Source organism: Nakamurella sp. GG22 (assembly GCF_052976845.2).
This window is the reverse complement of sequence record NZ_JBRIIO020000015.1, coordinates 1-23,385: the sequence shown is the minus strand read 5'-3', so window position 1 is coordinate 23,385 and position 23,385 is coordinate 1. Positions and strand designations below refer to the sequence as shown.

At 68.1% G+C, this 23,385-nt stretch carries 27 protein-coding genes; 9 read left to right on the top strand and 18 right to left on the bottom strand.

From position 1 onward, the window contains the following. Positions 1-14: 14 nt before the first annotated feature. The 7 genes from ACVBEQ_RS15815 to paaA all read right to left on the bottom strand — a co-directional run bounded on the left by ACVBEQ_RS15815 (position 15) and on the right by paaA (position 7,404). The gene (locus ACVBEQ_RS15815; RefSeq protein WP_447154272.1) at positions 15-1,253 is read right to left on the bottom strand and encodes a calcium-binding protein; all 1,239 of its coding nucleotides are present in this window, start codon (positions 1,251-1,253) and stop codon (positions 15-17) included. A 436-nt stretch (positions 1,254-1,689) separates the two neighbouring features. Further along, a complete protein-coding gene (gene paaZ, locus ACVBEQ_RS15810; protein ID WP_447154271.1) occupies positions 1,690-3,720 on the bottom strand; it encodes a phenylacetic acid degradation bifunctional protein PaaZ in 2,031 nt (676 codons plus the stop codon). A 31-nt stretch (positions 3,721-3,751) separates the two neighbouring features. Next, complete coding sequence (gene paaE / locus ACVBEQ_RS15805) at positions 3,752-4,876, bottom strand: 1,2-phenylacetyl-CoA epoxidase subunit PaaE (RefSeq protein WP_447154270.1); 1,125 nt, start codon at positions 4,874-4,876, stop codon at positions 3,752-3,754. Further along, entirely contained in the window at positions 4,876-5,364 is a 489-nt protein-coding gene (gene paaD / locus ACVBEQ_RS15800) for a 1,2-phenylacetyl-CoA epoxidase subunit PaaD (RefSeq protein ID WP_447154269.1), read from the bottom strand. The genes paaE and paaD overlap by 1 nt, the downstream gene beginning before the upstream one ends. A 23-nt stretch (positions 5,365-5,387) precedes the next feature. Then, positions 5,388-6,158 (bottom strand): 1,2-phenylacetyl-CoA epoxidase subunit PaaC, encoded by a 771-nt coding sequence (paaC, locus tag ACVBEQ_RS15795; protein WP_447154268.1) that lies wholly within the window; start codon positions 6,156-6,158, stop codon positions 5,388-5,390. Next, positions 6,155-6,538: a 1,2-phenylacetyl-CoA epoxidase subunit PaaB gene (gene paaB / locus ACVBEQ_RS15790; protein ID WP_447154267.1), complete on the bottom strand. Its 384-nt coding sequence runs from the start codon at positions 6,536-6,538 to the stop codon at positions 6,155-6,157. The genes paaC and paaB overlap by 4 nt, the downstream gene beginning before the upstream one ends. Further along, complete coding sequence (gene paaA, locus ACVBEQ_RS15785) at positions 6,535-7,404, bottom strand: 1,2-phenylacetyl-CoA epoxidase subunit PaaA (RefSeq protein WP_447154365.1); 870 nt, start codon at positions 7,402-7,404, stop codon at positions 6,535-6,537. The genes paaB and paaA overlap by 4 nt, the downstream gene beginning before the upstream one ends. A gap of 185 nt (positions 7,405-7,589) precedes the next feature. On the opposite strand from paaA, the gene ACVBEQ_RS15780 reads away from it, so the two are divergent. Then, complete coding sequence (locus ACVBEQ_RS15780) at positions 7,590-8,312, top strand: TetR/AcrR family transcriptional regulator (protein WP_447154266.1); 723 nt, start codon at positions 7,590-7,592, stop codon at positions 8,310-8,312. Between the two features lie 121 nt (positions 8,313-8,433). Here the strand turns inward: ACVBEQ_RS15780 and ACVBEQ_RS15775 are convergent, their stop codons facing one another. From ACVBEQ_RS15775 to ACVBEQ_RS15765, 3 genes are all read right to left on the bottom strand, one after another. Then, positions 8,434-10,809, bottom strand: coding sequence for an FtsX-like permease family protein (locus tag ACVBEQ_RS15775; RefSeq protein WP_447154265.1), 2,376 nt, complete (start codon positions 10,807-10,809; stop codon positions 8,434-8,436). A gap of 68 nt (positions 10,810-10,877) precedes the next feature. After that, positions 10,878-11,609 carry an ABC transporter ATP-binding protein gene (locus ACVBEQ_RS15770; RefSeq protein ID WP_447154264.1) on the bottom strand — a complete coding sequence of 244 codons (732 nt, stop codon included), beginning with the start codon at positions 11,607-11,609 and terminating at the stop codon, positions 10,878-10,880. Further along, the gene (locus tag ACVBEQ_RS15765) at positions 11,552-12,076 is read right to left on the bottom strand and encodes a PadR family transcriptional regulator (RefSeq protein ID WP_447154263.1); all 525 of its coding nucleotides are present in this window, start codon (positions 12,074-12,076) and stop codon (positions 11,552-11,554) included. Before ACVBEQ_RS15765 ends, ACVBEQ_RS15770 begins: the two co-directional genes overlap by 58 nt. A 420-nt stretch (positions 12,077-12,496) precedes the next feature. On the opposite strand from ACVBEQ_RS15765, the gene ACVBEQ_RS15760 reads away from it, so the two are divergent. The 4 genes from ACVBEQ_RS15760 to ACVBEQ_RS15745 all read left to right on the top strand — a co-directional run bounded on the left by ACVBEQ_RS15760 (position 12,497) and on the right by ACVBEQ_RS15745 (position 15,742). After that, positions 12,497-14,068, top strand: a complete 1,572-nt coding sequence (locus ACVBEQ_RS15760; protein ID WP_447154262.1) for an HNH endonuclease signature motif containing protein — start codon at positions 12,497-12,499, stop codon at positions 14,066-14,068. A 282-nt stretch (positions 14,069-14,350) separates the two neighbouring features. Beyond that, entirely contained in the window at positions 14,351-15,013 is a 663-nt protein-coding gene (locus tag ACVBEQ_RS15755; RefSeq protein ID WP_447154261.1) for a GAP family protein, read from the top strand. Positions 15,014-15,122: 109 nt separating this feature from the next. Further along, the gene (locus ACVBEQ_RS15750) at positions 15,123-15,605 is read left to right on the top strand and encodes a hypothetical protein (RefSeq protein ID WP_447154260.1); all 483 of its coding nucleotides are present in this window, start codon (positions 15,123-15,125) and stop codon (positions 15,603-15,605) included. Continuing rightward, a complete protein-coding gene (locus ACVBEQ_RS15745) occupies positions 15,605-15,742 on the top strand; it encodes an ANTAR domain-containing protein (RefSeq protein WP_447154259.1) in 138 nt (45 codons plus the stop codon). Before ACVBEQ_RS15750 ends, ACVBEQ_RS15745 begins: the two co-directional genes overlap by 1 nt. Before the next feature lie 24 nt (positions 15,743-15,766). Here the strand turns inward: ACVBEQ_RS15745 and ACVBEQ_RS15740 are convergent, their stop codons facing one another. The 5 genes from ACVBEQ_RS15740 to ACVBEQ_RS15720 all read right to left on the bottom strand — a co-directional run bounded on the left by ACVBEQ_RS15740 (position 15,767) and on the right by ACVBEQ_RS15720 (position 18,969). Continuing rightward, positions 15,767-16,651 carry a putative RNA methyltransferase gene (locus ACVBEQ_RS15740; protein WP_447154258.1) on the bottom strand — a complete coding sequence of 295 codons (885 nt, stop codon included), beginning with the start codon at positions 16,649-16,651 and terminating at the stop codon, positions 15,767-15,769. Further along, on the bottom strand, positions 16,648-17,439 hold the full coding sequence (locus tag ACVBEQ_RS15735; RefSeq protein ID WP_447154257.1) for an MBL fold metallo-hydrolase: 792 nt from the start codon (positions 17,437-17,439) through the stop codon (positions 16,648-16,650). Before ACVBEQ_RS15735 ends, ACVBEQ_RS15740 begins: the two co-directional genes overlap by 4 nt. Continuing rightward, positions 17,439-18,266 carry an NUDIX hydrolase gene (locus tag ACVBEQ_RS15730; protein WP_447154256.1) on the bottom strand — a complete coding sequence of 276 codons (828 nt, stop codon included), beginning with the start codon at positions 18,264-18,266 and terminating at the stop codon, positions 17,439-17,441. The genes ACVBEQ_RS15735 and ACVBEQ_RS15730 overlap by 1 nt, the downstream gene beginning before the upstream one ends. A gap of 71 nt (positions 18,267-18,337) precedes the next feature. Next, the gene (locus ACVBEQ_RS15725) at positions 18,338-18,796 is read right to left on the bottom strand and encodes a RidA family protein (RefSeq protein WP_447154255.1); all 459 of its coding nucleotides are present in this window, start codon (positions 18,794-18,796) and stop codon (positions 18,338-18,340) included. After that, positions 18,793-18,969: a DUF4177 domain-containing protein gene (locus ACVBEQ_RS15720; protein WP_447154254.1), complete on the bottom strand. Its 177-nt coding sequence runs from the start codon at positions 18,967-18,969 to the stop codon at positions 18,793-18,795. The genes ACVBEQ_RS15725 and ACVBEQ_RS15720 overlap by 4 nt, the downstream gene beginning before the upstream one ends. A 67-nt stretch (positions 18,970-19,036) precedes the next feature. On the opposite strand from ACVBEQ_RS15720, the gene ACVBEQ_RS15715 reads away from it, so the two are divergent. The 3 genes from ACVBEQ_RS15715 to ACVBEQ_RS15705 all read left to right on the top strand — a co-directional run bounded on the left by ACVBEQ_RS15715 (position 19,037) and on the right by ACVBEQ_RS15705 (position 20,179). After that, a complete protein-coding gene (locus tag ACVBEQ_RS15715) occupies positions 19,037-19,291 on the top strand; it encodes a hypothetical protein (protein ID WP_447154253.1) in 255 nt (84 codons plus the stop codon). Between the two features lie 72 nt (positions 19,292-19,363). After that, a complete protein-coding gene (locus ACVBEQ_RS15710) occupies positions 19,364-19,663 on the top strand; it encodes a DUF6582 domain-containing protein (RefSeq protein ID WP_447154252.1) in 300 nt (99 codons plus the stop codon). 78 nt (positions 19,664-19,741) lie between these two features. Then, a complete protein-coding gene (locus ACVBEQ_RS15705) occupies positions 19,742-20,179 on the top strand; it encodes a VOC family protein (RefSeq protein WP_447154251.1) in 438 nt (145 codons plus the stop codon). A gap of 122 nt (positions 20,180-20,301) precedes the next feature. On the opposite strand, the gene ACVBEQ_RS15700 is transcribed toward ACVBEQ_RS15705, so the two are convergent. After that, positions 20,302-20,670, bottom strand: coding sequence for a VOC family protein (locus ACVBEQ_RS15700; protein WP_447154250.1), 369 nt, complete (start codon positions 20,668-20,670; stop codon positions 20,302-20,304). Positions 20,671-20,732: 62 nt separating this feature from the next. Between ACVBEQ_RS15700 and ACVBEQ_RS15695 the strand changes: the two genes are divergently transcribed. Next, positions 20,733-21,191 carry a MarR family winged helix-turn-helix transcriptional regulator gene (locus ACVBEQ_RS15695; protein WP_447154249.1) on the top strand — a complete coding sequence of 153 codons (459 nt, stop codon included), beginning with the start codon at positions 20,733-20,735 and terminating at the stop codon, positions 21,189-21,191. Positions 21,192-21,217: 26 nt separating this feature from the next. Here the strand turns inward: ACVBEQ_RS15695 and ACVBEQ_RS15690 are convergent, their stop codons facing one another. Further along, complete coding sequence (locus ACVBEQ_RS15690) at positions 21,218-22,984, bottom strand: alpha/beta hydrolase (RefSeq protein ID WP_447154248.1); 1,767 nt, start codon at positions 22,982-22,984, stop codon at positions 21,218-21,220. An 83-nt stretch (positions 22,985-23,067) separates the two neighbouring features. After that, positions 23,068-23,385 (bottom strand): CPBP family glutamic-type intramembrane protease (locus tag ACVBEQ_RS15685; RefSeq protein ID WP_447154247.1); only part of this gene is annotated, 318 nt, incomplete at its 5' end.

Here is a 23,385-nt window from a genome sequence, read left to right as displayed (position 1 = left end):
TGTTCGTGTGGGGATTACGGAATGTTGACCTGGATCTCACAGCTGGTTGCGGTGTCGAATCCGAGGAGACCGTTGCACCGATCGAACCCGGGACCGCCGGCCAACCGGTTCGGCCCATTGTTTCCGGTCAGGATGTCGTTGCCGTTCCCGCCGGTCAGATTCTCGAACGCGGTGATGGTGTCGATGCCCGCTCCCACGGTGTTCTGGGCGAGCGCTGTCGCGAGCGAAACCCTCACCGCGGCACCGTTCACGGCGTAGCTCACGGTGTCGGTTCCGGCGTTGCCCGTGACCCTGTCGTCGCCGACCCGCGCCACCACCAGATCGTTGCCAGTGCCCGCATCGACCCGATCATTACCGCCGGCGCCGTCCACCCGATCGTTCCCGGCACCGGCCAGGATCAGGTTCGCCAGGCCATTCCCCGCCAGCACGTCATTGCCGTTGCCACCGGTCAGGTTCTCGAACGCGGTGATGGTGTCGATACCGGCACCCACCGTGTTCTGGGCGACCACCGTCGCGAGCGAAACCCTCACCCCGACGACGTTCCCGGCGTAGCTCACGGTGTCGGTTCCGGCGTTGCCCGTGACCCTGTCGTCGCCGACCCGCGCCACCACCAGATCGTTGCCGGTGCCGGCATCGACCCGATCATTACCGCCGGCGCCGTCCACCCGGTCATTCCCGGGACCGGCCACGATCACATTCGCCAGCCCATTCCCCGCCAGGACGTCATTGCCATTCCCACCGGTCAGGTTTTCCGTCGAGGAGATCGTGTCGATACCCGCACCAACGGTGTTCTGGGCCACCAGCGTCGCCAGCGAAACCCGAACCCCGGCGACGTTGCCGGCGTAGCTCACCGTGTCGGTGCCCGCATTGCCGCGGACCGTGTCGTTGCCGTCCCTGGCGACGATGAGATCGTTGCCCAGTCCCGCGTCGACCGCATCGCTGCCGAGGCCGCCGTCTACCCGGTCGTTGCCGGCCAGCGAGCAGATCCTGTCGTTGCCGCCCAGACCGTTGATGATGTCGAGCCCGGGGGTTCCCAGGATGACGTCGTTGAAGGGCGTTCCCGGTGTGATCACGCCCGGCTGGGCGAAGATGGTCGGGAATTGCCCGAAACAGGTGGGCACCGCCGCCGCGGCAGCTGCCGGACTGCTCGCCAGCAGCGGCGCGGCCATCGCCAGCAGGACCGCCAGAACGGCGCCTCCCGCGGCTCCTCGGGCTCCCCGGTGTCCGACCAGTTCTCGTGTGCTCGTGCTCATCTGCAGATCTCCTTCATGCTGATGGGACCGGTCGGCTTGACCGGTGGAATTGCTCGGCTGTCGAGTGCGGGCGGAACCAGCGACACACCCTGCTGGCCGTCAAGGAGCCGGGCATCGGCCCTTGTGCGACGGAGAGCGGTGGGTGCCGGGGGCGCTTCACATGTCGCAGCCGGGCGTCGGCTGCGGTGTGTCTGCGAAGGGTTCGGACCTGGAACGCAATGACCTGCCTCGGAGCTACCTTTGGCTGAGATGCGAAAGCCTGCGCATGCTTTCGGTGAATCCCATCCGCTGGAACCGCTGGGTGGAGGACATGCTCAGAAGAGTGCTCCGCAGCGCATGAGAGAACCTGTCACGTCTCTGGAACCCGTCATGAGACCCACCGAGGACACGTTGGGCTCAGTTTTGCGCGACCCGCGTCAGGTCTTGGCTGCCGACGTCAGGTCTTGGCCACCAGCGTGAGGACGTCGTACGTCGCAACGGGCTCGTCGTGCTGGTTGACGACGACGGCGTCCCACACCACTTCGCCGTAGTCGGCGTCAGCGCGCGGGGAGATGCTCTTGGCGGTCAACGTCACGCGCAGGGCGTCGCCCGGGTAGACCGGCGTCAGGAACCGCAGCCGCTCGAGCCCGTAGTTCGCCAGCACCGGCCCCGGTTCTGGGGAGACGAACAGTCCTGCCGCGAGGGACACCACGAAGTAACCGTGCGCCACCCGGCCCTCGAAGAACGGATTCGCGGCGGCCGCTTCTTCGTCGGTGTGGGCGTAGAACCTGTCGCCCGAGAGGTCGGCGAAGGCGTCGATGTCGTCGAGCGTGACGGTGCGCGGGCCGGCTTCGACCGTGTCGCCCACCCGGAGCTCGGCCAGGCTCTTGCGGAACGGGTGAACGCCGTCGGCGCTGCGGGGCGCCCCTGCGACCCAGGTCCCGGTGATCGCGGCGATGGCTTTCGGCGAGCCCTGGACGGCGGTGCGCTGCATGTAGTGCAGCACCGACCGGATGCCGCCGAGCTCCTCGCCGTCCCCTGCCCGGCCCGGTCCGCCGTGCACCAGGTGCGGCAACGGGGAGCCGTGCCCGGTTGATTCCGCCGCGCTGTCGGTGTCCAGGACGAGCACCCGCCCGTGCCATGGTGCGACCCCGAGTACGAGGTCACGCACCACCGTCGGGTCGGCCGACACGACCGAGCCGACCAGGCTGCCGCGTCCCCGTCGTGCCAGGTCGATGGCGTGATGGGTGTCCCGGTAGCCCAGCACCGCACTGACCGGACCGAAGACCTCCACGTCGTGCGGCTCGGGACGTCCGACGTCCCCGGCCAGCAGCAGAATCGGCGGCAGGAACGCGCCGGTGCGCGGGTCGCCGCTCAGCACCTCGAAGTCGTCCGGGTTCCCGACGACGACATCGGCTGCGGTGCGCAGTTTCTCGAGGTGCTCGAGGACCTGCCCCCGCTGCTCCAGACCGGCCAGGGCGCCCATCGTCACGCCCTCCGCGCTGGGGTTGCCGACCCGCACCTTCGCTGCGATGCGCGCGCCGACGGCGTCGATCACTGCGGGGACCAGCGCCTGCGGTACCAGTGCGCGGCGGATCGCGGTGCATTTCTGCCCGGCCTTCGACGTCATCTCGGTCACCAGTTGGCGGACGTACAGGTCGAATTCCGCACTCTCCGGCGCGATGTCGACGCCGAGCACGGAGAAGTTCAGCGAGTCGGCCTCCGAGCTGAATCGCACGCCGCCGCGCTGCACGGATGGGTGCGACCGCAGCAGTACCGCGGTCGAGGCGGACCCGGTGAAGGCGACGGTGTCCTGGTCGTCGAGCAGGTCGAGCAGGCCCCTCGACCCGCCGGTCACCAGTTGCAGGCTGCCCTCGGGCAGCAACCCGGACGCGATGATCTCGTGCACCACCGCGGCGGCCAGGTATGACGTCTGCGACGCCGGTTTGACGACGGTCGGCACCCCCGCCAGGAACGCCGGCGCGAGCTTCTCGAGCATCCCCCAGACCGGGAAGTTGAAAGCGTTGATCTGCAGCGCCACCCCGCGGCGGGGGGTGTAGATGTGCTGGCCGAGGAACTGACCAGTCCTGCCCAACCGCTCCGCCGGCCCGTCCAGCAGCACGGTCGAGTTCGGCAGCTCCCGCCGGCCCTTGCTCGCGAAGGTGAAAAGAACGCCGATGCCGCCATCGATGTCGACCATCGAATCCCGGCGGGTCGCTCCGGTCCAGGCCGAGATCGGGTAGAGCTCGTCCCGCTTGCCGTTCAGGTGGGTGGCAAGTCGCTTGAGTGCCATTGCCCGTTCGTGGAACGGCAGCTCGCGCAGCGCCGGTCCACCGACGGACCGTGCGTGGCCCAGCACCGGGAACAGATCGATGGGATCGGTGCCGACGACCGCCACCGCTTCGCCGGTCGAGGCGTCCAGCAGCGGTGCGCCCGCGCGCGGCCCGTGCCAGCGGCCGGCCGCGTAGCTCTCGACGACCATCGTCATTGCTGGTCCCCCTTCGTCGGTGTGCGAATCCTCATCGGTCGTAGTCGACAACGACCCTGGCGGTCAACGGGTGCGACTGGCAGGTGAGCACGTACCCGCGGGCGACCTCGTCCGGCTCGAGGGCGTAGTTGGAGTCCATCTCCACCCGGCCCTCGACCACCTTCGCCCGGCAGGTACCGCACACCGCGTTCTTGCAGGCGAACGGGGCATCGGGCCGCACCTTCAGCGTCGCTTCCAGGATGGAATCGCCGTCGGGTGGCACGGTCAGGTTCAATGATCGACCGTCGAGCACGACGGTGACCGTCGAGGCGTTCCCGGGAGCGCCCGCACTGTGCGCCGGCCGTGGACGAGCCGGCAGATCGCCGACGTGAAAGAGCTCCCGGTGCACGTGCGCGGTTTCGACGCCGCGCTCGACGAGCACACCGCGCACGGCGTCGGTCATCTGCAGCGGGCCGCAGAGGAACCATTCGTCGACGTCGTCGACCGGCAGGATGCTGTCCAGGATGCGTCCCAGCCGCTCGACATCCAACCTGCCGGACAGCATCTCGACGTCGGTCGCCTCCTGGCCGAGCACGTGGATCAACTCGAAGCGGTCGGGATACCGGTTCTTCAGGTCTTCGAGTTCCTCGAGGAACATGATCGTCGAGGTGCGTCGGTTGACGTACACCAGCGCCGCCGTGCTGTCCCGCTCGACCTCCAGCGCCGTCGCGAGGATGGACAGCACCGGGGTGATCCCGGACCCGGCAGCGACGGCGACGTAGCGCTTGGCCTGGTCGGGATGCAGTGCGGTCGTGAACGTCCCGCTCGGTGTCATCACGTCCAGCACGTCGCCGGGCCGCAGCTCCCGTCCGGCGTACCGCGAGAATGCACCGTCCGGGATCTCCTTCACCGCGATGCGCAGGGGTCCGGTGGTGGCCGGCGAGCAGATCGAATAGTTGCGCCGCACGTCGTCGCCGACCGTCGCGGACCGGACCGAGACATGCTGGCCCGCAACGAAGGTGAATTCGCCGCGGAGTTCCGGCGGGACGTCGAACGTGATGCCGACCGCGTCGTCGGTGAGCCGGTCGACGGCGGCGACCTTCAGCTGATGGAACACCGCGTGACGCCGTGCTGCCGGCGTCGGCGTGGGCGTTGGCGTCGTGACCTGGGATGCCATCAGATCGACTTGAAGGAGTCGAAGGGTTCCAGGCAGGACAGGCACGACCACAGCGACTTGCACGGTGTGGAGCCGAACCTGCTGATCTCCCTGGTGCTGGTGGAGCCGCACCGCGGGCAGCGTGCCGTGAGGATCAGCCCGACGCCTGCGGGGTGGCACGCCCCGGGCGGCGCGATCCCGTACTCCCGCAGCTTCCGGCGACCCTGTTCGCTCATCCAGTCGGTGCTCCAGGCCGGTGACAGCACCGTCCTCACGACGGCGCGCTCGACTCCGCTCGCCAACAGGGCCTTCTCGACATCACCGGCGATGACGGCGGTCGCCGGGCAACCGGTGTAGGTCGGCGTCAGGTCCACCTCGACGGTCCCGTCGTCGTCGATGGTGAGCCCTCGGACGATGCCGAGATCGTCCAGCGTGAGCACCGGAATCTCCGGATCGGGCACCGCGCCGGCTACCGTCCGGAGGCGTTGCTGCTCGGTCAGCGTTGGCATCGACGGTGGCATCGAAGTCGCGCTCACCACTTCGCGCCCGGGTGTGCGCGGTGCAGATACTGCATCTCCGGCAGCAGGTGCCCGATATGCTCGGTGTGCACGCCGCGGCGACCACCGCGGGCATGCCACACGGGTTGCGGCACATCGAGTGTGGCCTCTGTGACGGTGGCGCTGATGAAGGCCTCGAAGGGTGCCCGCAGAGCGACCGGATCGGCGGCGAGTCCTGCCAGGTCGGCAACGACGGGCCAGGGATCGAACAGTTCGTCGACATACGGCCACACCCGGTCGACCGCGTCCTGCATCCGGCGGTGCGATTCCGCCGTGCCGTCACCCAGCCGCAACGTCCACTGCCGGGCGTGATCGCGATGGTAGGCAACCTCTTTCACGGCCTTGCCGGCCAGACCGGCCAGGATCGGGTCCGTCGAGCCCAGCAAGGTCCGGTAGAGCTCGTACTGGTAGCCGGAGAACACCAGTTGACGGGCGATCGTCACGGCGAAGTCACCGTTCGGTATCTCCACCAGGTGGACGTTGCGGAAGTCGTGCTCGTCGCGCAGGAAGGCCAGGTCGTCCTCGGTGCGGCCGGCACCGCCCAGCCCGCCGGCGTAGGCGAGCAACGTGCTTGCCTGGCCGAGCAGGTCGAGGGCGATGTTGGCCAGCGCGATATCCTCCTCGATCTGCGGCGCGTGGGTCACCCACTCCCCCAGTCGTTGCGCCAGGATGAGCGCGTCGTCACCAAGCCCGGTGACGTACTCGGCGAGAGCTGTTGCTGTGACCGCAGTGTCCGGCAGACTCACAGATGTGCCACCCCGTCCGGAACCTCGTAGAAGGTCGGGTGCCGGTACGCCTTGTCCAGCGCGGGGTCGAAGAACGGGTCCTTCTCGTCCGGGCTCGACGCGGCGATGGCCGTGGACGGCACCACCCAGATCGAGACGCCCTCGCCGCGTCGGGTGTAGACGTCGCGGGCGTTGCGCAGTGCCATCGCCGCGTCCGGAGCGTGCAGGCTGCCGACGTGCTGGTGGGAGAGTCCCCGACGGGCCCGGACGAACACCTCCCAGAGCGGCCAGCCGCGGCGCGAGGTCCGGACGCGTTTATGCGGAACCGGCTCGGGCACAGGCACTCCCGACGTCGGTACAGCGCCGTGACCACCCTCTGCACTGAGGTTGGACCCGCTCATGCGACCGCACCCACCGGCTGGGCGTGCTTCTCGGCGTAGGCGTCCGCGGCCTCCCGCACCCAGGCGCCGTCCTCGTGGGCGGAGCGGCGGCGCTCCATCCGCTGCGCGTTGCACGGCCCGTCGCCCTTGATCACCCGGGTCAACTCCGACCAGTCGATGGCGCCGAAGTCGTAGTGCCCGTGTTCGTCGTTCCAGCGCAGGTCGGGGTCGGGTAGCGAGAGTCCCAACGCCTCCGCCTGCGGCACCGTCATGTCCACGAACCGTTGGCGGAGTTCGTCATTGGTGAATCGCTTGATCCCCCAGGCCATCGACTGCGCCGAGTGCGGCGAGTCCCCGTCGGGTGGGCCGAACATCATCAGCGACGGCCACCAGAACCGGTTCACCGCGTCCTGTGCCATGTCGTGCTGCGCCGGCGTGCCGTGCGAGAGGGTGTTCAGGATCTCGAAGCCCTGCCGCTGGTGGAAGGACTCCTCCTTGCAGACCCGGACCATCGCCCGTCCGTAGGGGCCGTAGGAGCAGCGGCACAGCGGCACCTGGTTCATGATCGCCGCGCCGTCGACCAGCCAGCCGATGGCACCCATGTCGGCCCAGGTGAGGGTCGGGTAGTTGAAGATGCTGGAGTACTTCTGCTTCCCGCTGTGCAGCAGATCCAGGAGGTCCGCGCGGTCGACGCCGAGGGTCTCGGCCGCGGAGTAGAGGTACAGGCCGTGGCCCGCTTCGTCCTGCACCTTCGCGATAAGGATCGCTTTCCGCCGCAGGCTCGGCGCCCGGGTGATCCAGTTCCCCTCCGGCTGCATGCCGATGATCTCCGAGTGCGCGTGCTGGGCGATCTGCCGGATCAGCGTCCTGCGGTAGCCGTCGGGCATCCAGTCGCGTGGCTCGATCCGCTGGTCGGCCGCGATGAGGTCGTCGAAGCGTTGTTGCAGGAGGGCGTCCTCGTCCTGCGCAGCGGGATTTGGCTGCGGGTCCTGCACGTCGACGTTGCCGTACACGCGACCTCCTCGAGTTACCGACCGAACGGTCAGTAAATTATGTGCGGCACAATCGCGCCATGTCAACGGGACCCGGTCGCGGGCGGGGCCGCCCGGCCAGGTACACCCGCGACGACCTGCTGGACCTAGTGGTCCGGGTGTTCAACGAGCGCGGGTACGAGGCCGCGAGCATGGACGACCTCGCCAAGGCCACCGGATTGACGAAGTCGACGTTCTACCACCACGTGACGGGCAAGGAAGAGCTGCTGGGCATGGCCGTCGACCGGGCGCTCGGGGCACTGGCGGCCGTGTTCGACGAGGAGGTCCGGATGCCGGCCGAGGATGTTCCGTTCGAGGAGGTCGGGAGGCCGGCCGACGGTGTTCGGGTCGCCCGGGCCGCAAGACCGGTCGACGGCCCTCCGCTCGCGCAGCGCCCCGTCGACCGGCTGCAGGACGCCCTCCGCCGGACGACCGAGGTCCTGCTCGCCGAGCTGCCTTACGTCACCCTGCTGCTCCGGGTACGCGGGAACACCGTCATCGAGCGGTCGGCGCTGGCCTGCCGCAGGGACTTCGACGACCGCCTCGCCGCGCTGGTTCGGGACGCCGCGGAGGCCGGCCAGATCAGGGACGACATCGAACCGCGCCTGGTGTCCAGGCTGCTGTTCGGGATGGTCAACTCCATCACCGAGTGGTACCGGCCCGGCTCCCGCTCCGCCCCACCACAGATCGTGGACGCCGTCGTCGAGCTGGCGATGGCCGGTTTGCGCGCCTCAGGGGTTCATTCGCACCCCCGCGCGGATTGAGCGGCCTTCGTGCGCCCGTGCCCTTCCCAACCGCGATCGATATGCCAGGTGCTAATGCTCACACCGAGCGCGAAGGTCCGCGAGTGGCATATCGATTGCGCGCCACAGCAGACGCGTTGACTCACTCTGTCCGGATCGCCTCGGGGCGAACGATCCTCGGAACCAGGAGCGCGATCGGTAAGGTCGCAATCACCACGAGTGAGACGGCAGCGGTGGCATACGCGGCGATGGACGTCCAGGGCAGATGCCCACCCTGTTGGGTCAACGTCAGCAGAAACGCGCTGAGCCCACCGCCGATGACCACCGCCAAACCGACACCCACCAGAACCGGGATCGTCGCTCCGATCATCAGCGATCTGGTGATGACAGCGCGCGGTACCCCGGTGGCGATGGTGTACGCCAGTGTTCGCCGCCGTGCGGTGAGCTGTTCGATGCTCATCACGAGAAGGCCCGCGGCGGCCACCAGCATGGTGAGACCGACGCCGACAGCCAGCGCCGTTCGAACGCTGTTGGCCACCTGAGCCCGGCTCCCGGTTGCCTCCGCGGTGGTCGCCACAGTCGCGCGCCAGGTCATACTCGACATCTCGGAACGCCATCGGTCCGCAACGGCACTGCTGGGTTCCGCCGATTTCACCCGGAGATCCAGGGTGATGTCTTTGAGTAACGCGTCGGCACCAGAACCCAGAGCGCCGCGAGTGATCAACAAAGAGGCGAACCCGAAGCCGCTCACTGCAGGGTCGAGGCGGACGGTGCCGGATGGGACCGGCATCGTCCACGTCAGATCGTCGCCGAACGTCGGTCCGAAGTTGACGGTCACTCCTGGACGAAGCGCTGTGGTCTGTGGGTCCAACATGCGTAGGTCGCTGTTGTCTGCCAGATAGACGTCGCCATCCACGCACCCCGCGACCGCAATCGCCGCACAGGTCGTCACGAAAGCGCCGAACTCGTTTGTCATGTCGATCTCCCCGCTGGGCAGCGGCTGTGCGGGCGGACCGACCGATCCACCGATCGGCACCCCACCGGAGACCGCGGTGACGCCCTCCGTCCTCGCGATCATGTCGATAACGGAGGCGAATTCGACCGGCGTGGGATTCCTGACGAACACCCGGTACGCAGGGACCCCGGCGCCGTAATCCCCTCCCGTGTTGTCCACGGACACCGACGTCAGCACCGGTTGGATTGCGATCACACCGGCCAGCACCACACAGATGCCCGCTACCACCTGGGACGGCGTGACCGGATCGAGCTGAAGTCGCCGGACGGCCAACTGCCAAGCGGAACCCGTCACCGGCAGACGGTTGACCGACCACTGCAGCGCCCACGGCAACAGCACTGCCACAGCCGTCAACAGCGTCGCAATGGACAGTGCCAGGAGGACGGTCGCCTGGATGTCAGTCGACAATGCTCCTGCGTAGAGGCTTCCGATCATCGCCAATGCGCCGAGCGCGAGCAGAACGAGACCGAGCCCGGGCCGTCGCGCCCGTGTCGTCCGCACCTCCCGAACGACGGCCAGTGGTTCCGCGTCCACCCGCCGGGAACCGATCCAGCCCGCCGCGACAGCCAGCACCGGCACCAGTAGGACGACAGCGAGGACGGCCGCCGGATGCGGCGTGAGGTCCTGCGGGTAGAACGCCGCCGGTCCCACCGTCAGCAGACCTGCGCCGGATCGCACGATCAGGAACCCGCCGAGCCCGAGGATCAGGCCAGCAACGGACGCGAGCAGGGCTTCGACGGCGGCAATCCTGCGCAACTGCATCCCCGAGGCGCCGAGCAACCGCAGCACCGCAAACCTGCGGTCGCTGGCAGCGGAACCGAGCCTGGACATCAACCAGACGAAGATCAACAACGGCACACCGACGATCGCCGTGCCCGCAACAGTGAGCGCGGGCGCGAAGACAGCCATTGGGTCCCCGAGTGGCGGAATCGTCATACCCCAACCGGTTGCGACAGTGTTGCTGTCGATGTCAGCGGTTGCGGTCGTCCCCCGATAGACCCGCAACTCGCCGGGGCCGAGCAGCCCCTCAGGCCCGATGGAACCGATGATCTCGCCGGCAACTCGTGGGCGCAGCTGCGCACCGTCCGGGGACCCCAGCAGATCAAGCAACGAAGGAGACACCACCAACTCCCCGGGCCCGGGAAACCGATCGACACCGGGTGGTGGCTGCGCCTTCGAGAGGTTTTCCGCTGTGGTCGAAAGGTCGGTCGATCGAACCGGTTGCTGCCGGTACGGGATCTCGTAGTCGTTCGCCGCGAAGGATCCGGGCTCCGACAGTGACCCGACGGGAGGCGTCTCGTCAGTCGTCCACCACGGTGAGACCAGCTGCGGAGTCATCGTGTCCGACCGGCCGTCCCGGGCATCCAGCGCCGGTCCCATCGCCGCAGCCAGGAGCAGAACCGTTGTGCACAAGCCGATTCCAACAGCGCTGCAGGACAGGCGAACCCATGTCGAGCGGCCGCCGTTCACCACCAGCAGCAGGCCGAGGCGCAGATCATCCAAGAGCAATCCGGTACCCCTCGAACCGGAACGCTCCTGCAGTTGATCAGCCCCCGCCGGGCTTCGGGTCGTCATGCCGCTGCGGCATTGTCGGCTGTGCGGCCGTCCCGGACCAGCACTTCACGGTCCGAGTAGGCGGCCAACCGTGATTCATGGGTCACCAGGATCAACGCGCTGCCGGAGTCCCGCACCGCGGCCACCAACAGCTGCATGACCTGCTCACCCTGCAGTGAGTCCAGTGCGCCGGTCGGCTCGTCGGCGAAGATCACCCGGGGCTCACCCGCCAGAGCCCGGGCCACAGCGATCCGTTGGGCCTGACCCCCGGAAACCTCTCCAGGACGTTGGCCGCTCACATCCACCACACCCAGCCGCTCGAGCCAGGATTCGGCAACGGCGGCAGCGCGCCGATGTGGCATCCCGTTCAACCGCAACGGCAGGGCGACGTTCTCCCCGCAGGTGAGTTCCGGGATCAGTTGCCCGAATTGGAAGACGAAACCGAACTCGGCGAGCCGCAGGGCCGATCTCGAACGGTTGGACATCGTTGTCAGCTCGGTATCCCGGTATCTCACCGACCCGGCGTCGGTGCGCAGGATGCCGGCCGCACAGTGCAACAGGGTCGACTTCCCGGATCCCGACGGCCCCATTACCGCGACGATCTCGCCGGCATCGACACAGAGGTCCGCGTTCACCAAAGCGTGCGTGGCACCGAACGAGACCGCGAGATTCGAGGCAGTCAGCAGCGTCGTCACGGGGAGACCTCCGCGCGGAGTTCGGCGAGCCGCGAGGCGGTGATGTCGAGCCATCTCATGTCCGCCTCCAGATGGAAAAGCGCGTGATCACAGATCAACTGGTCGGCGAGGTCGCCGGATTGCTTGCGACGGGTGAACTCGCGCATCGCCGCCAGATGCTCACGGCGTTGAGCGTCCAAGATTTGATCGGCGGAACGGTGCGAGAGCAAGGCCAGCACCACCTTTGTGTAGAGGGTGTTCTGCAGATACTCCTGTGGTCGTTCCGGCGTGCTCAGCCATTGATCCACGTCACTGACACCGGCGTCGGTGATGGCGTAGCGCTTCCGATCCGGACCCTCACCCGGCTCTGTGCCCTCGGCCGTGACCAAGCCGTTCTTCAGCAGCCGGGCCAACGTCGCATAAACCTGCCCGTACGCAAGCGGGCGCTCAGTACGGAACAGTTCGTCGTGCGCCCGTTTGAGGTCGTAGCCGTGCCGGGGAGCGGTCTCCAGCAGTCCCAGAAGTGAGCGTGACACCGACATGCACCGGACTATACACACAGTGTGTACTCGTAGTACCTAGCTGGCTCGCGAGGGGGCTGACGCGGTGGTTCGGCCCACAGGCTGGTGCTCGCGGTGCGGCCCCCACTCAGCATCCGCAGAGTTCATCCGCAGGTGGTCGAATAATCAATGACCGGGCTCGACGCTTCCCAGGCATCGAGCGAGAAACGGCGATGAAACCCATCAGAACGACGACCGTTTCGCTCAAAATGGTCCAACTGCATCGCCGACGAGCAACCACTTGGATCGGTCTGTCCCGGCACACTTTCGTCTTTCAGGGGGCGCCCGCAGTCTCAGCTGCAGAGGTCAGAACCCTGTGTGACGAGAACTGCTTCGCTGTAACGATACTGCGACTGAGACGCGGCAAGGTCGGCTGTCGGTGGTCGCCGGTAGGTTACCGATATGAGCAATTCAAAGGCGCGCCGCCGAGCGGGAGCGGGACCAATAGCCGGCTCGGCCGCGGCCGGCGTGATCGACGAATTGGCCGAGAACATGAAACGTCTCGCGCAGGCTCAGGCGCGACATGCGGAATTGATGGTGGAATTCACCGACATCCGCCGCGCTGTGGATCAGGACGTCATCAACGATGTACGGCATCAGGGCGGGCGACCACAGTTCAAGGCCGCTGAATTTGCCTGCACCGAGATCAGCTTGGCTGTCACAGCCTCGAAGTTCACCGTTCAGCGCACCGTGTCGATGGCCCGCCGGGTCAAGGCCGAAGCACCCGACGCCTGGGATGCCTGGGTCGCCGGTGACATCGACCAGGACAAGGTCGTCCGGATCAACCGGGCGTTGCGTCGTCTGGTGCGGGATGCCTCGAAGGAACTCCTGAACTCCCTGGTCGTCGACCTCGCCGTCTGTCGCACCCCGGAAATCCTTGGTAGGTGCCTGAATCAGTTCATCGTCCGGATCGAACCCGACCTGCAGAACGAGCGCTTGCATCGGTCACTGGAGGATCGGTACGTCTCCATTCGCCCGGACCTGGATGGCATCAGCTTCCTGTCCGCGGCGATGTCCTCGGTTGATGCACATGCCATCGACCAGGTCTTGCGCGCCGTCGCCGCCATCGCTGAACCCACCGACCCTCGAACACTGCAACAACGCAGAGCCGACGCCCTGGTGGACCTGCTGCTGGGCCGGACGAGCAACGGGTGCCACGTGGTGTGGGACACCAACAGCGACATCGACGACCACCTCGACGACGACCACCACGATCAGGAGCACCTCGACGCAAGCTGTGACGGCAGCGACGCGGCTGCCCCGGGTGAAGCCATGCCGGATTCGCCGGATCGCGAAAGCCCCACAGAAGGAACCGATCTCGACCGCGACTGGGATCTCCCGGCCTCGGCGTTCCGCCCCGACCCGCCCACGTCCCTCGCCGGCATGCAGACCACCGATCCTGGGCAGCGCGCGGCCGGAGTGGCTCGGGTGGTCCGCTGCTCGGGAGGCGGTGATCCCCGGCCGTTGCCCGTGACCATCGGGGTCGTCGTCTCCGTTCAATCCCTGCTCGGCGTCACCCAGACACCCGGGCAGTTGATGGACCGCAGCGCCTCTGTTCCCGCCGACATCATTCGCGACATCGCGCAGCAACCGGGCACCCTGTTCTACCGCCTGCTCACCGATCCGCAGGGCAACCTCCTCGACGCCACAGAGATGGGCCGGTTCCCGTCCGGGAGGCTCGGCACTGCGATCAAGTTCCGCGACGGAGTCTGCGCCAACCCAGCGTGCACCGTGCCCGCCACCCGCTGCGACCTCGATCACCTCATACCGGTCCCGGCTGGTCCGACGACGGCCGCCAATCTCAGCGCCGAATGTCGCCACGAGCACCGCGCCAAAACGCACGGCGGACACCGATGCGTTCGCACGGGTCCGCACAGTACGGAGTGGACGACCCCGACCGGCCACACCTACACGGGCCACGACGAAGAACTACCCGTCGAGAACTGGTTCAGCGCAGTGCCCCCCGACGAATAGCTCGGCCGCTGGCAGGAATGGTCATTCAACGACAAGTGCGCGAGGAACCACCCGGGATGAGGCATGCACCGACGAGACCTGGAGTGAGCAATCCCTCCTCGCCGACGACGTTCGAAAGGTCCCCGACTTGCAGTACTTCATTGCGCTGCTCGTGGTCGAAGCGGACCAGATGGCATTTTTGCGGAGCACGCGTTCTACCGCTTCTGTGTGCCGGATACGCACGGTGGCCGTCGGCCGACCGCGACGAAGTACCGTGATCAACGTGACGAAACGGGCAGAGCAATGACGGCCGTTCTCGAGGTACTGCCCCTCGCGGTCGGCCTCGCACTGGCAGCGCTACCCATCGTGCTCATTCCGCTGGCATTGGCGACCAACCGGCCCGCCGGGGCGGCGCGGGCCTTCCTGTTCGGCTGGCTGCTCGGCGTACTCGGGGTGGGCGCGGTCGTCATCGCCGTGGCGGACCTCATCGTCCGACCCGAAGAGCATCCGCAGTGGCTGAGTTGGGTCAAAGTCGCAGTGGGTGTGGCGCTGCTCGCGCTGGCAGCGCGCAAATGGCTCTCCCGGACTCCTGCGGGCACTGAACCGGAACCCGCGAAATGGATGTCGTCGGTGGCGACGATGACCGCCGGCAAGGCGTTCCGGGTGGCGTTGCTGCTCGCCTGCCTCAACCCCAAGAATCTGCTGCTGGTGGTCGGCGGCGCGACGGTGATCGCCGACGCGACCTACCGGCCGCTCGAGCAGGCCGTGGCGCTCCTGGTCTTCGCCGTTGTCGGCAGCATCGGCGTCGCCGTACCGGTGGTGTTGCCGCTGCTTCTCGGCAAGCGGGCGGAACCCGTGCTGGCCGGGGCGAATCGATGGATGACCCGGCAGAGCACGACCATCGTGGCGGCGGTGCTGCTGGTGCTGGGTGCCCTGCTGGTGTGGAACGGTATCGCCGGGGTCTGACCCGTCCGGCACTTGTCCTACGTTCAGCTGATAGCGACGGCACCCAGGTTCAAGGCGCTCCGCATTCTCTGCTGCATCGGGGAACGACAGACGACAATCGAGGTCCGTCATGAACATTCGTGCACAGAATCCGGAGCAGGGACTCGACAGCAGCGGCAGAGCCGGGCATGACGGTCCGGCACGCCAGCTCAGCGACATCGCGCGGCTCCTCCAGGCCGAACCCGACTTGGAACAGACATTGAAAGGCATCGTCAGGGCCGCGGTCGACAATGTTGCCGGTGCCGACTTCGCCGGAATCACACTGCGCACCAAGGGCGGGGCGCTGCGCACGCCTGCGGTGTCCGACGCTGTGGTCGAGGCGATCGACCGGCTGCAGTACGAGGTGGGACAGGGTCCGTGCGTCAGCTCGGCCTGGGACGGACTGACGATTCGATCCGACGACCTCCGGTCCGAGCAACGCTGGCCGGCATTCGCACCGCGAGCCGCGGACCTCGGAGTGCAATCCATGCTCGCCTTCCAGCTCAGCACGAGGACTCGCTCAACGCTGCCCTGGTCGGCAGGGACATCATCGGCCAGGCGAAAGGAATACTGATGGAGCGCTATGGCATCAGCGCCCACTCCGCCTTCGCGCTGCTGGTTCGTTCGTCACAGTCCAGCAATCGGAAAATTCGTGACGTCGCACAGACTCTCGCCACCACCGGCACCATCACGCTGACCCCGACTTCCTGACCGCAACGGGGCTGACCAGCGGGATCAGCCCGCCATGAGCGTGGTGATCGTCACCGACAGCGTCACCGGCAGGGTCGCCGGGAGATCGGCGACGGCCGCGCGCAACTCCTGCGGGGAGAGGTGCCGCGCCGTCGGGCCCATCCTCACCAACGCGTCGACGTCATCCGGACGCAGCGTCATCCGCTGCCTCAGCGGCTGACGACCGACCGTCTCGAGGCGTCCGGCGAAGGCCTCGGTCAGCCGCTCCGGTTTACCGGCGTCCACGGCCAGAAGGCTGAGCGCGGACCGGATCTCAGCCAGATGATCGGGTTCCGGGGTGACGACGACCACCCTGCCACCCGGCATCAGGACCCTGGTGAACTCGGCCGGATCCCGCGGCGCGAACACACTCAGCACGGTTCCGACGACGCCGTCCCGAACGGGCAGCCGCGACCACGCGTCCGCCACCACCGAGCCGATCATGCCGTCCGCGGCGGCCGCGCGGCGGGCCGCGTACCGGGAGGAATCGAGAGCGACACCGACGGTGCGCACACCCCCGGTACGGCCGCGCAGGTTCCGGAGAGCCGTGGCGAGGTAGTAGCCCGTGCCGGCCCCCACTTCCAGAACCGGACCGACATCCACGCAGTCGGCGACCGCGTCGGCGAGCGGCTCGTAGTGCTTACCCGTCAAGAAGTCCGTGCGTGCGGTCACCATGTCCGCGGAGTCGCCCGTGTCGGTACGAGAGCCCTTGCCCAGCAACGAGAGGTAGCCCTGGCGGGCCACGTCGAAACGATGCCCGAGCGCGCAGCCGACCACCCCGGCATCCTGCCGGGAGATGGCTTGTCCGCAGTGCGGGCAGGCCAACAGCGGTAGTGCCGCGTCCAAACCGGCGGACCGCTCCGTGCCGGCCGGGCCATCCCGCTCGCTCACCGCGGCGGCCGGCCCGCTCCACGCACGTACTCCAACTGCGCGGCCACCGAGTGCTCCGCCGCTGCCCGGACAGCGGAATCGATGTCGTCGTAGACCAGATCGGTGATCGCCGGCACGCCGGCGTCCGGGCCGAGAATGTTTAGCGCGGAACGGATCTGGTCGAGCCGCTGCTGGCGGTGGGAGCGATAGGCGCCGGCGACGACGGACAGATCGGGCAGCTGCGGACCGTGCGCCGGCAGCACCCGCCGTGGTCCAAGACCGGCGAGCAGATCCAGGGACGCCAGGTACGCGGCGAGGCTGCCGTCCGGCGGCGCCAGCACGGTCGTTCCGCGGCCGAGGATGGTGTCGCCGGTCAGCACCGACCCGGTGGCGCCGTCGGCGTCGAGCAGGAAGCTGACGGAGTCGTCGGTGTGCCCGGGCGTCCGGAGCACGGTCACCACAACCCCTGCTGCTTCGATGGTCTCGCCGTCGACCAGCGGAGCCGCCCCCTGGCAGTGCGCCGGATCGAGGGCACGCACCGGGGCGCCGGTACGGCGCGACAGCTCGGGCGCACCCTCGGTGTGGTCACCGTGCCGGTGGGTGATGAGGATCAGCTCGATCAGGCCGGCAGCGGCCAGCGCACCGAGGTGCCCGGCGTCGTCCGGACCAGGATCCACGACGATCCTTCTCGCCGAATCCGGTGCGGAAAGCAGGTAGGTATTCGTGCCGTCCAGCGTCATCGGGCCCGGATTGGGTGCCAGCAGCACCTGTGCCTGCGGGCTCACCGGCCGCGGGATTGCCATCGTCATCAGCGAATTCTCTCAGCCGGCGGCGTGCGCGGGCTCCCACCTCGCAGATTCAGGCCCGGGAAGTCCGACGCCCGGACCCGGACCGGTGTGACGACCCTGGCGGCCGCCATCACGTCGGCGACCGTATCGAAGTCCACGAGATCGGTGAGCATGGCGACTGTGGGCGGCATCAGCGCGGCGGCGCCGATGTCGGACTCGGCGAGGAGCGCGGCCGGGGTGCGCCACTGACCGAGGTCCGCCTCGGAGGTGAGCATCCGGGCGTCCTGGCCGTCCGGGAGTGCCGCAGCGAAGAAGAACGTGTCGTATCTGCGGGTACGGCCGGGCGGTGTGATCCAATTCGCCCACGGCCGGAGGAGATCGGGTCGCACCCGCAACCCGGCCGACGCCAGGACGTCGGCGAAGTGACGCTCACGGTGCAGGATCGCCAGCCGGTCCGCGTCAGCGAGCAGTGCCCCGGACTGCACTGCACCCGAAAGGGCGGATGCCAGCAGGACACCGGTCTCCTCGAACAGCTCCCGGATGGCGGCGATGACGAAAGCGCGCGCACTCTCCGGTTCGGCACCGAGCGCCGCCGACCACCGCTGCGTGTCGGCATCGGTCCAGCCGGGGATGTCCGCGTGATCCGAGGGATCCACGGCTCCGCCGGGGAACACCGTCATCCCGGGGGCGAACGCCATCGCGGCCACTCGCCGGAGCACGAACACCTCCAGCTCGTCGTCCGCCGCGTCCCGCAGCAACATCACCGTTGCCGCGGGCCTGATCTCGGGCACACCACGACCGCCTTCGGAGGCGACGCCATCGTCGCCGACAGCATCGGTGATCCGCATCGGCTCAACATATCCGCGGACTCAGTGATCATGCTCGGACCGACCACAGGTGAACCGCGAGCGCAGCGGGCTCAGGCGCTGACCTGGACGATCGCCTCGATCTCCACCGGGGCACCCAGCGGCAGTTCCGCGACGCCGACAGCGGACCGCGCGTGCCGGCCGTCCTCGCCGAAGACCTCCGCGAACAGGTCCGATGCGCCGTTCACCACACCGGGCTGACCGGTGAATCCCTCCGCGGAGGCGACGAACCCGACAACCTTGACGATCCGCTCCACCCGGTCCAGGCCGACTGCGGCGTCCACGGCGGCCAGCACGTTCAGCGCGGCCTGGCGGGCGTAGCCCTTCGCATCCTCCGGTGACACCTCGGCACCGACCCGGCCGGTGGCGGGCAGGCGTCCGTCCACGAACGGCAGTTGCCCCGCGGTGAACACCAAGTTCCCGGTCTGCACGGTCGGCAGGTACGAGCCGGCGGCCGCGGCCACCGCGGGGAGCTCGATCCCGAGCTCCGCGAGGCGGGCGCCGACCGTCATGCGCGCTCCCGCTTGAGGTAGGCCACCAGCTGCTCGGGGTTGGGACCGGGGATCACCTGCACGAGTTCCCAGCCGTCCTCGCCCCAGGTATCCAGGATCGCCTTGGTGGCATGGGTGATCAACGGGACCGTGGCGTATTCGTAGGTGCGCCGTGCGGCAGCGGGGTTCGACATGCCCTGACTCTAGAACGCCGGGGTGCTCCGCCGGGACCGGCGCGGCAGACGCTTCTATCCTCGAGCGATGGCGGCTGACGGATGGCACTGGGCGGCCGCGATCATCGCGGCGCTCCTGCTGCTGATCCTGGTGTTGCTCTGGTACGACACGCTGCGCGAACGGCCCGAGCTGACGACCGGGCAGGCGACCGTCCGGGCGTTGCCGTCGCTCGTCGTGGTACCCATCGGCTTCTTCCTCGCGCTGTTGCTGCCGCTGTGGGTCGGCGGGGCGCTGATCGTCGTGCCGCTGATCGTGCTGACCGTGATGGCCCTGGCCGACTGAGAACCGGCGTTTACCGCCGGGCGCTCGCGGGCACCGGACCCATGGCCGACTTGCCGACCGGAGGGAGACGTCATGGCCGCGACCACCTGGAAACCGCACACCGAGCACGGCTCGCTCAGCAGCGCCGACCGGAAGGACCTGCCGGACTCGGTGTATGCATTCCCGGACAAGCGGAAGGTACCGCTGACCGACGCCGGTCACGTCCGGACCGCGTTGGCCCGTTTCGATCAGGTCAAGGACGTCTCCGACGAGGAGCGGGACCCCACCTTCGCCAACATCCGCACGGCAGCCCGGCACTACGACGTCGAGGTCGCGGAAACGGACTGGCGTCAGCTCGGCAAGAAGCCGCACACTGCGAACGACGCGCACTAGCCAGCCGTGGACGAGGGCGTCGTGACCGCCGGGCAGCACCGAGACCGCCGGTTCCCCTTGTTGCGCAGCATCGACGCCGTGACCGTTCCGGTGCCCGACCTCGACGCCGGTCTGGGGTTCTACGGCGTACGTCTCGGGCATCGGGTGGTGTGGCGTAACGACGACGTCGGTCAGGCCGGTCTGCTGCTGCCGGATGGCGAGAGCGAGTTGGTGCTCAGCACCCGGCAACCGTACGAACCGAACTGGCTGGTTTCCTCCGCCGATGACGCCGCCGACAGCATCCGTGCCGCCGGTGGCACGGTGATCGTCGAGCCGTTCGACATTCCCGTCGGACGCGTGACTGTCGTCGCCGATCCGTTCGGGAACAGGCTGGTCCTGGTCGACCTCTCAGCGGGCCGGTACAGCACAGACGAGAGCAAGGCCGCGGATAACCGTCAGCCGGACAGGGCCTACGCCGAGCCAGAAGGCGACCGGTCAGCGGCCGACCGACCCAACGACGGCCGACCCGCCGGCTGACCGGGTCTTCACCATCAACGACGGCCGTTGCTGCCCTGCGCTGACGTACGTCCCTCCCGCACCAAACGCGAGCAGCACAGCGGCGAGCTGCGGCCCCGCGATGGGAGCATGATCCGTCCCCCTCAGCCGCGGTCGTGCAACGTGACGTTGTAGCCGTCGGGGTCGGCGAAGGTGAACGTGCGGCCGAAGGGCCCGTCGATCGGAGCGGAGACGATCGTGCGGTCGTCGGCGGCGAGGGCGTCGTGAATGGCTTGGACGTCGGTGGCGTGCAACCAGATCGCGGCACCGATACCCGGCTGAGCCACGGAGGTCAGGTCGGTGCCGGGAACGATCTCCCGCAGCGCGAACGCAATGGGCGTCGTCTCGAAGACGACGGCATGCGGCGGGCCTGCCTGCGAGCGGACGAGGCCGAGGTACTGCTCGTAGAAGGCCTGCGACGCGTCGAGATCGCGAGCCTGCAGGGAGATGAAGTCGGGGCCGGTGACGGGCATGATGGAGCTCCTCCTGTTGTGTCAGTTTCCTGACAATCAGCAATCTATGTCAGACTACTGACATGAGTCAAGACGGAGTCGCTGTGGACCTCGATACGTCGCTGGGCTACCTGCTGAAAGCCGCGTCGAGTGCCCTTCGCGCGGCCATGGAGGCAGCGCTGCGGCCGCTCGGGATGACCGTGACGCACTACTCGTGCCTGGAGCTGCTCGCCCAGCGCCCTGGCCTGTCCAACTCCGAGCTCGCGCGCGGGGCGTTCGTGACCAGGCAGTCGATGAACGTGCTGCTGCAGGCCCTGGAACGGGACGGCTACGTGACCAGGCCCGCGCAGGCCCAGGTCGGGAAGGTCCTACCCGCGCGGCTCACGCCACGCGGTCGCCGGAGCCTCGAGAAGGCTTCCGCTGCAGTCCGTTCCGTCGAGGTCAGAATGCTGGACGGCATGACGCAGGAGCAGCAATCGGCGGCGTTCACGGTGCTGCAGAGCATGATCCACTCCCTGCGCGACGACAACGAGGGTGCGTGAGTCGTTCCCTGCGATCAGAACCCGGGTCACGGCGACGATGCGTCGGCCCAAGCCTCTTCCTGCAGGATGATCTTCTGCAGTGCCGCAGACTTCTCCGCCGTCCAACCTGGCGGCTGGATCACCTGCGCCCAGCCGTCCACGTACTGCGCCGTGAAGCTGTGGCCATGCCCGGACGGCACCGGAACCGGTTCGACCATGTCCGCGGTGACCTGCCAGAACGTCACGAACGGGATCCACACCATCTCCGGCAGCACGTCGGCCCCTCGCGGTTCGGCCAGCCAATCGGGCTTGCGGAGCAGCAGATCGGTGCTCCACCAGGTGATCGGGTCCGAGGGATGCGACAGGTACAGCACCCTGGTGCCGTCCCACGGTGCCGAGGCCGGCGGCGCGGGCACGTCGGGATTGTCGGTGAAGCGCACGGTCCGCCCGTCGCGGAACACCGGCTGGATCTCCGGGCTGCCCGCATCGCGGCCGTCGGTGAACTCGCGGAACAGTGAGTTGAAGTTCGGTGGGCCGGCCCACAGCACCCCGTCGGTCCGGTTCCGCAGGTCGAACTCGCCACTGAAGGCGGCCTCGGTGGAGAACGACCCGAGGCTGACGCCGAACACCAGCAGCTTCGGGCGGTCGTTCGCCGGCAGGTCGATCCACCGGTCGTAGACCGCGTCGACCAGGGCGCGGCCGGCTTCCCTTGCCCGGGTCTGGTCGACGATGAACGACACCCAGGACGGCAGGTACGAGTACTGGATCGCGACGCTCGCGACATTGCCGTTGGTCATGTACTCGAGGCTGTCGATTCCGCCGGGGTCGACCCAGCCGGTGCCCGTGGTGCCGGCGATGAGCAGATAGTCGCGCTCGAACCCGCCCAACTTGATCAGGTCGTCCACCGCCAGAATGGCGCGCTGCTCCACGTCCGGCGCGGAGACAATGCCGGCGTACGCGCGGATCGGCTCCAGCGCGGGCGATCCGGAGTAGTCCTCGATCTGCTGCGCGGTGGGGCCGGTGCCGACGAAGTTCCTGCCCTGGAAGCCCAGGCTGTCGAACGGCACCGAAGAGTCCACTGCGCCGGAACGGACCGGCGACAGCGGGCCCGACACCGCCTCGTTCGTCGTGGTGTCCAGAACCGAGAAGCTCCGATCCGCCACCGCGATCGCCCCGTCCAGCACCACCCCGCTGAGCACCCCGACGGTGACGGCGGCGACCAGCACCCAGCCGACCCCGCGAGCGGCGCGCCGCCCCATCCAACGACCCAGCAGCCGGGCAACCCAGCGGAACAGCCCACGGATCCCGCGGCTCGCGGCGATCAGCCCAACGAAGACCAGTACTGCGGCGATCGGCAGCAGGATCTGGGCGTTGAAGGACTCGGCGACGACGCCCATCAGTTCGCGGATCTGGTTCTGCCAGCGGCGGCCGAGCAGGTATGACGACAACAGCGCGACCGCCGCAACGATGAAGAACACCCGCCAGGACAGCGGCCGCGCAGGCCTGGCCGGACGATCGGCGAACTGGCGCCACACCCACGCACCGAGGACGCCGAGGCCGTACCCGATGGCACCGTTGACGCCACAGACGAACCCCTGGAAGGCCGCCGGCCGGGGCAGCAGCGACGGCGTGAACGACAGGCAGACGAACGCCAGTGCCACCCACGAGCCGGGGAGGGTGTAGCGAAACCAGTTGTACCGCTTCTTATCCCCACGCAGATGCGAGGTCGGTTCGGCGGCGGATGGCGCCTCGTCCGGACCTGCTGACGCGGGCTGCTGGTCGGGCTGAGCCGCCGTGCCCGGCTGCGTCGTCATACATCATCCACCCTCTGCTCGGAACGCCTACCCGGTTGGCAGTATCCGTCACGATTGCGACCTGGCGGGCAAGGCGTCCGGTTTCAGGCCAGTTGCAGCCAGAGCTCGCCGATGCCGTTGACCGCCCAATGCAGGCCGATGGGCGCCAGCAGGCTGTCGCTCCGATCCCGCAGGACACCGAACACCACGCCGGCCGCCGTGGTGAACAGCACGGTGCCGACCACCAGGAACACCGATCCGCCCGTCCCGCCGCCGACTACGCCGGATACCGACTCGTTCGCGGCGCCGCCACCCAGCGCCGGGAGCACGTGCCAGAGCCCGAACAACACCGACGACACGGCTGTTGCCGCCACCACCGTCCTCGGCACGGTGCTGCCGGCGCTCGGCATCGCCATGCTCGC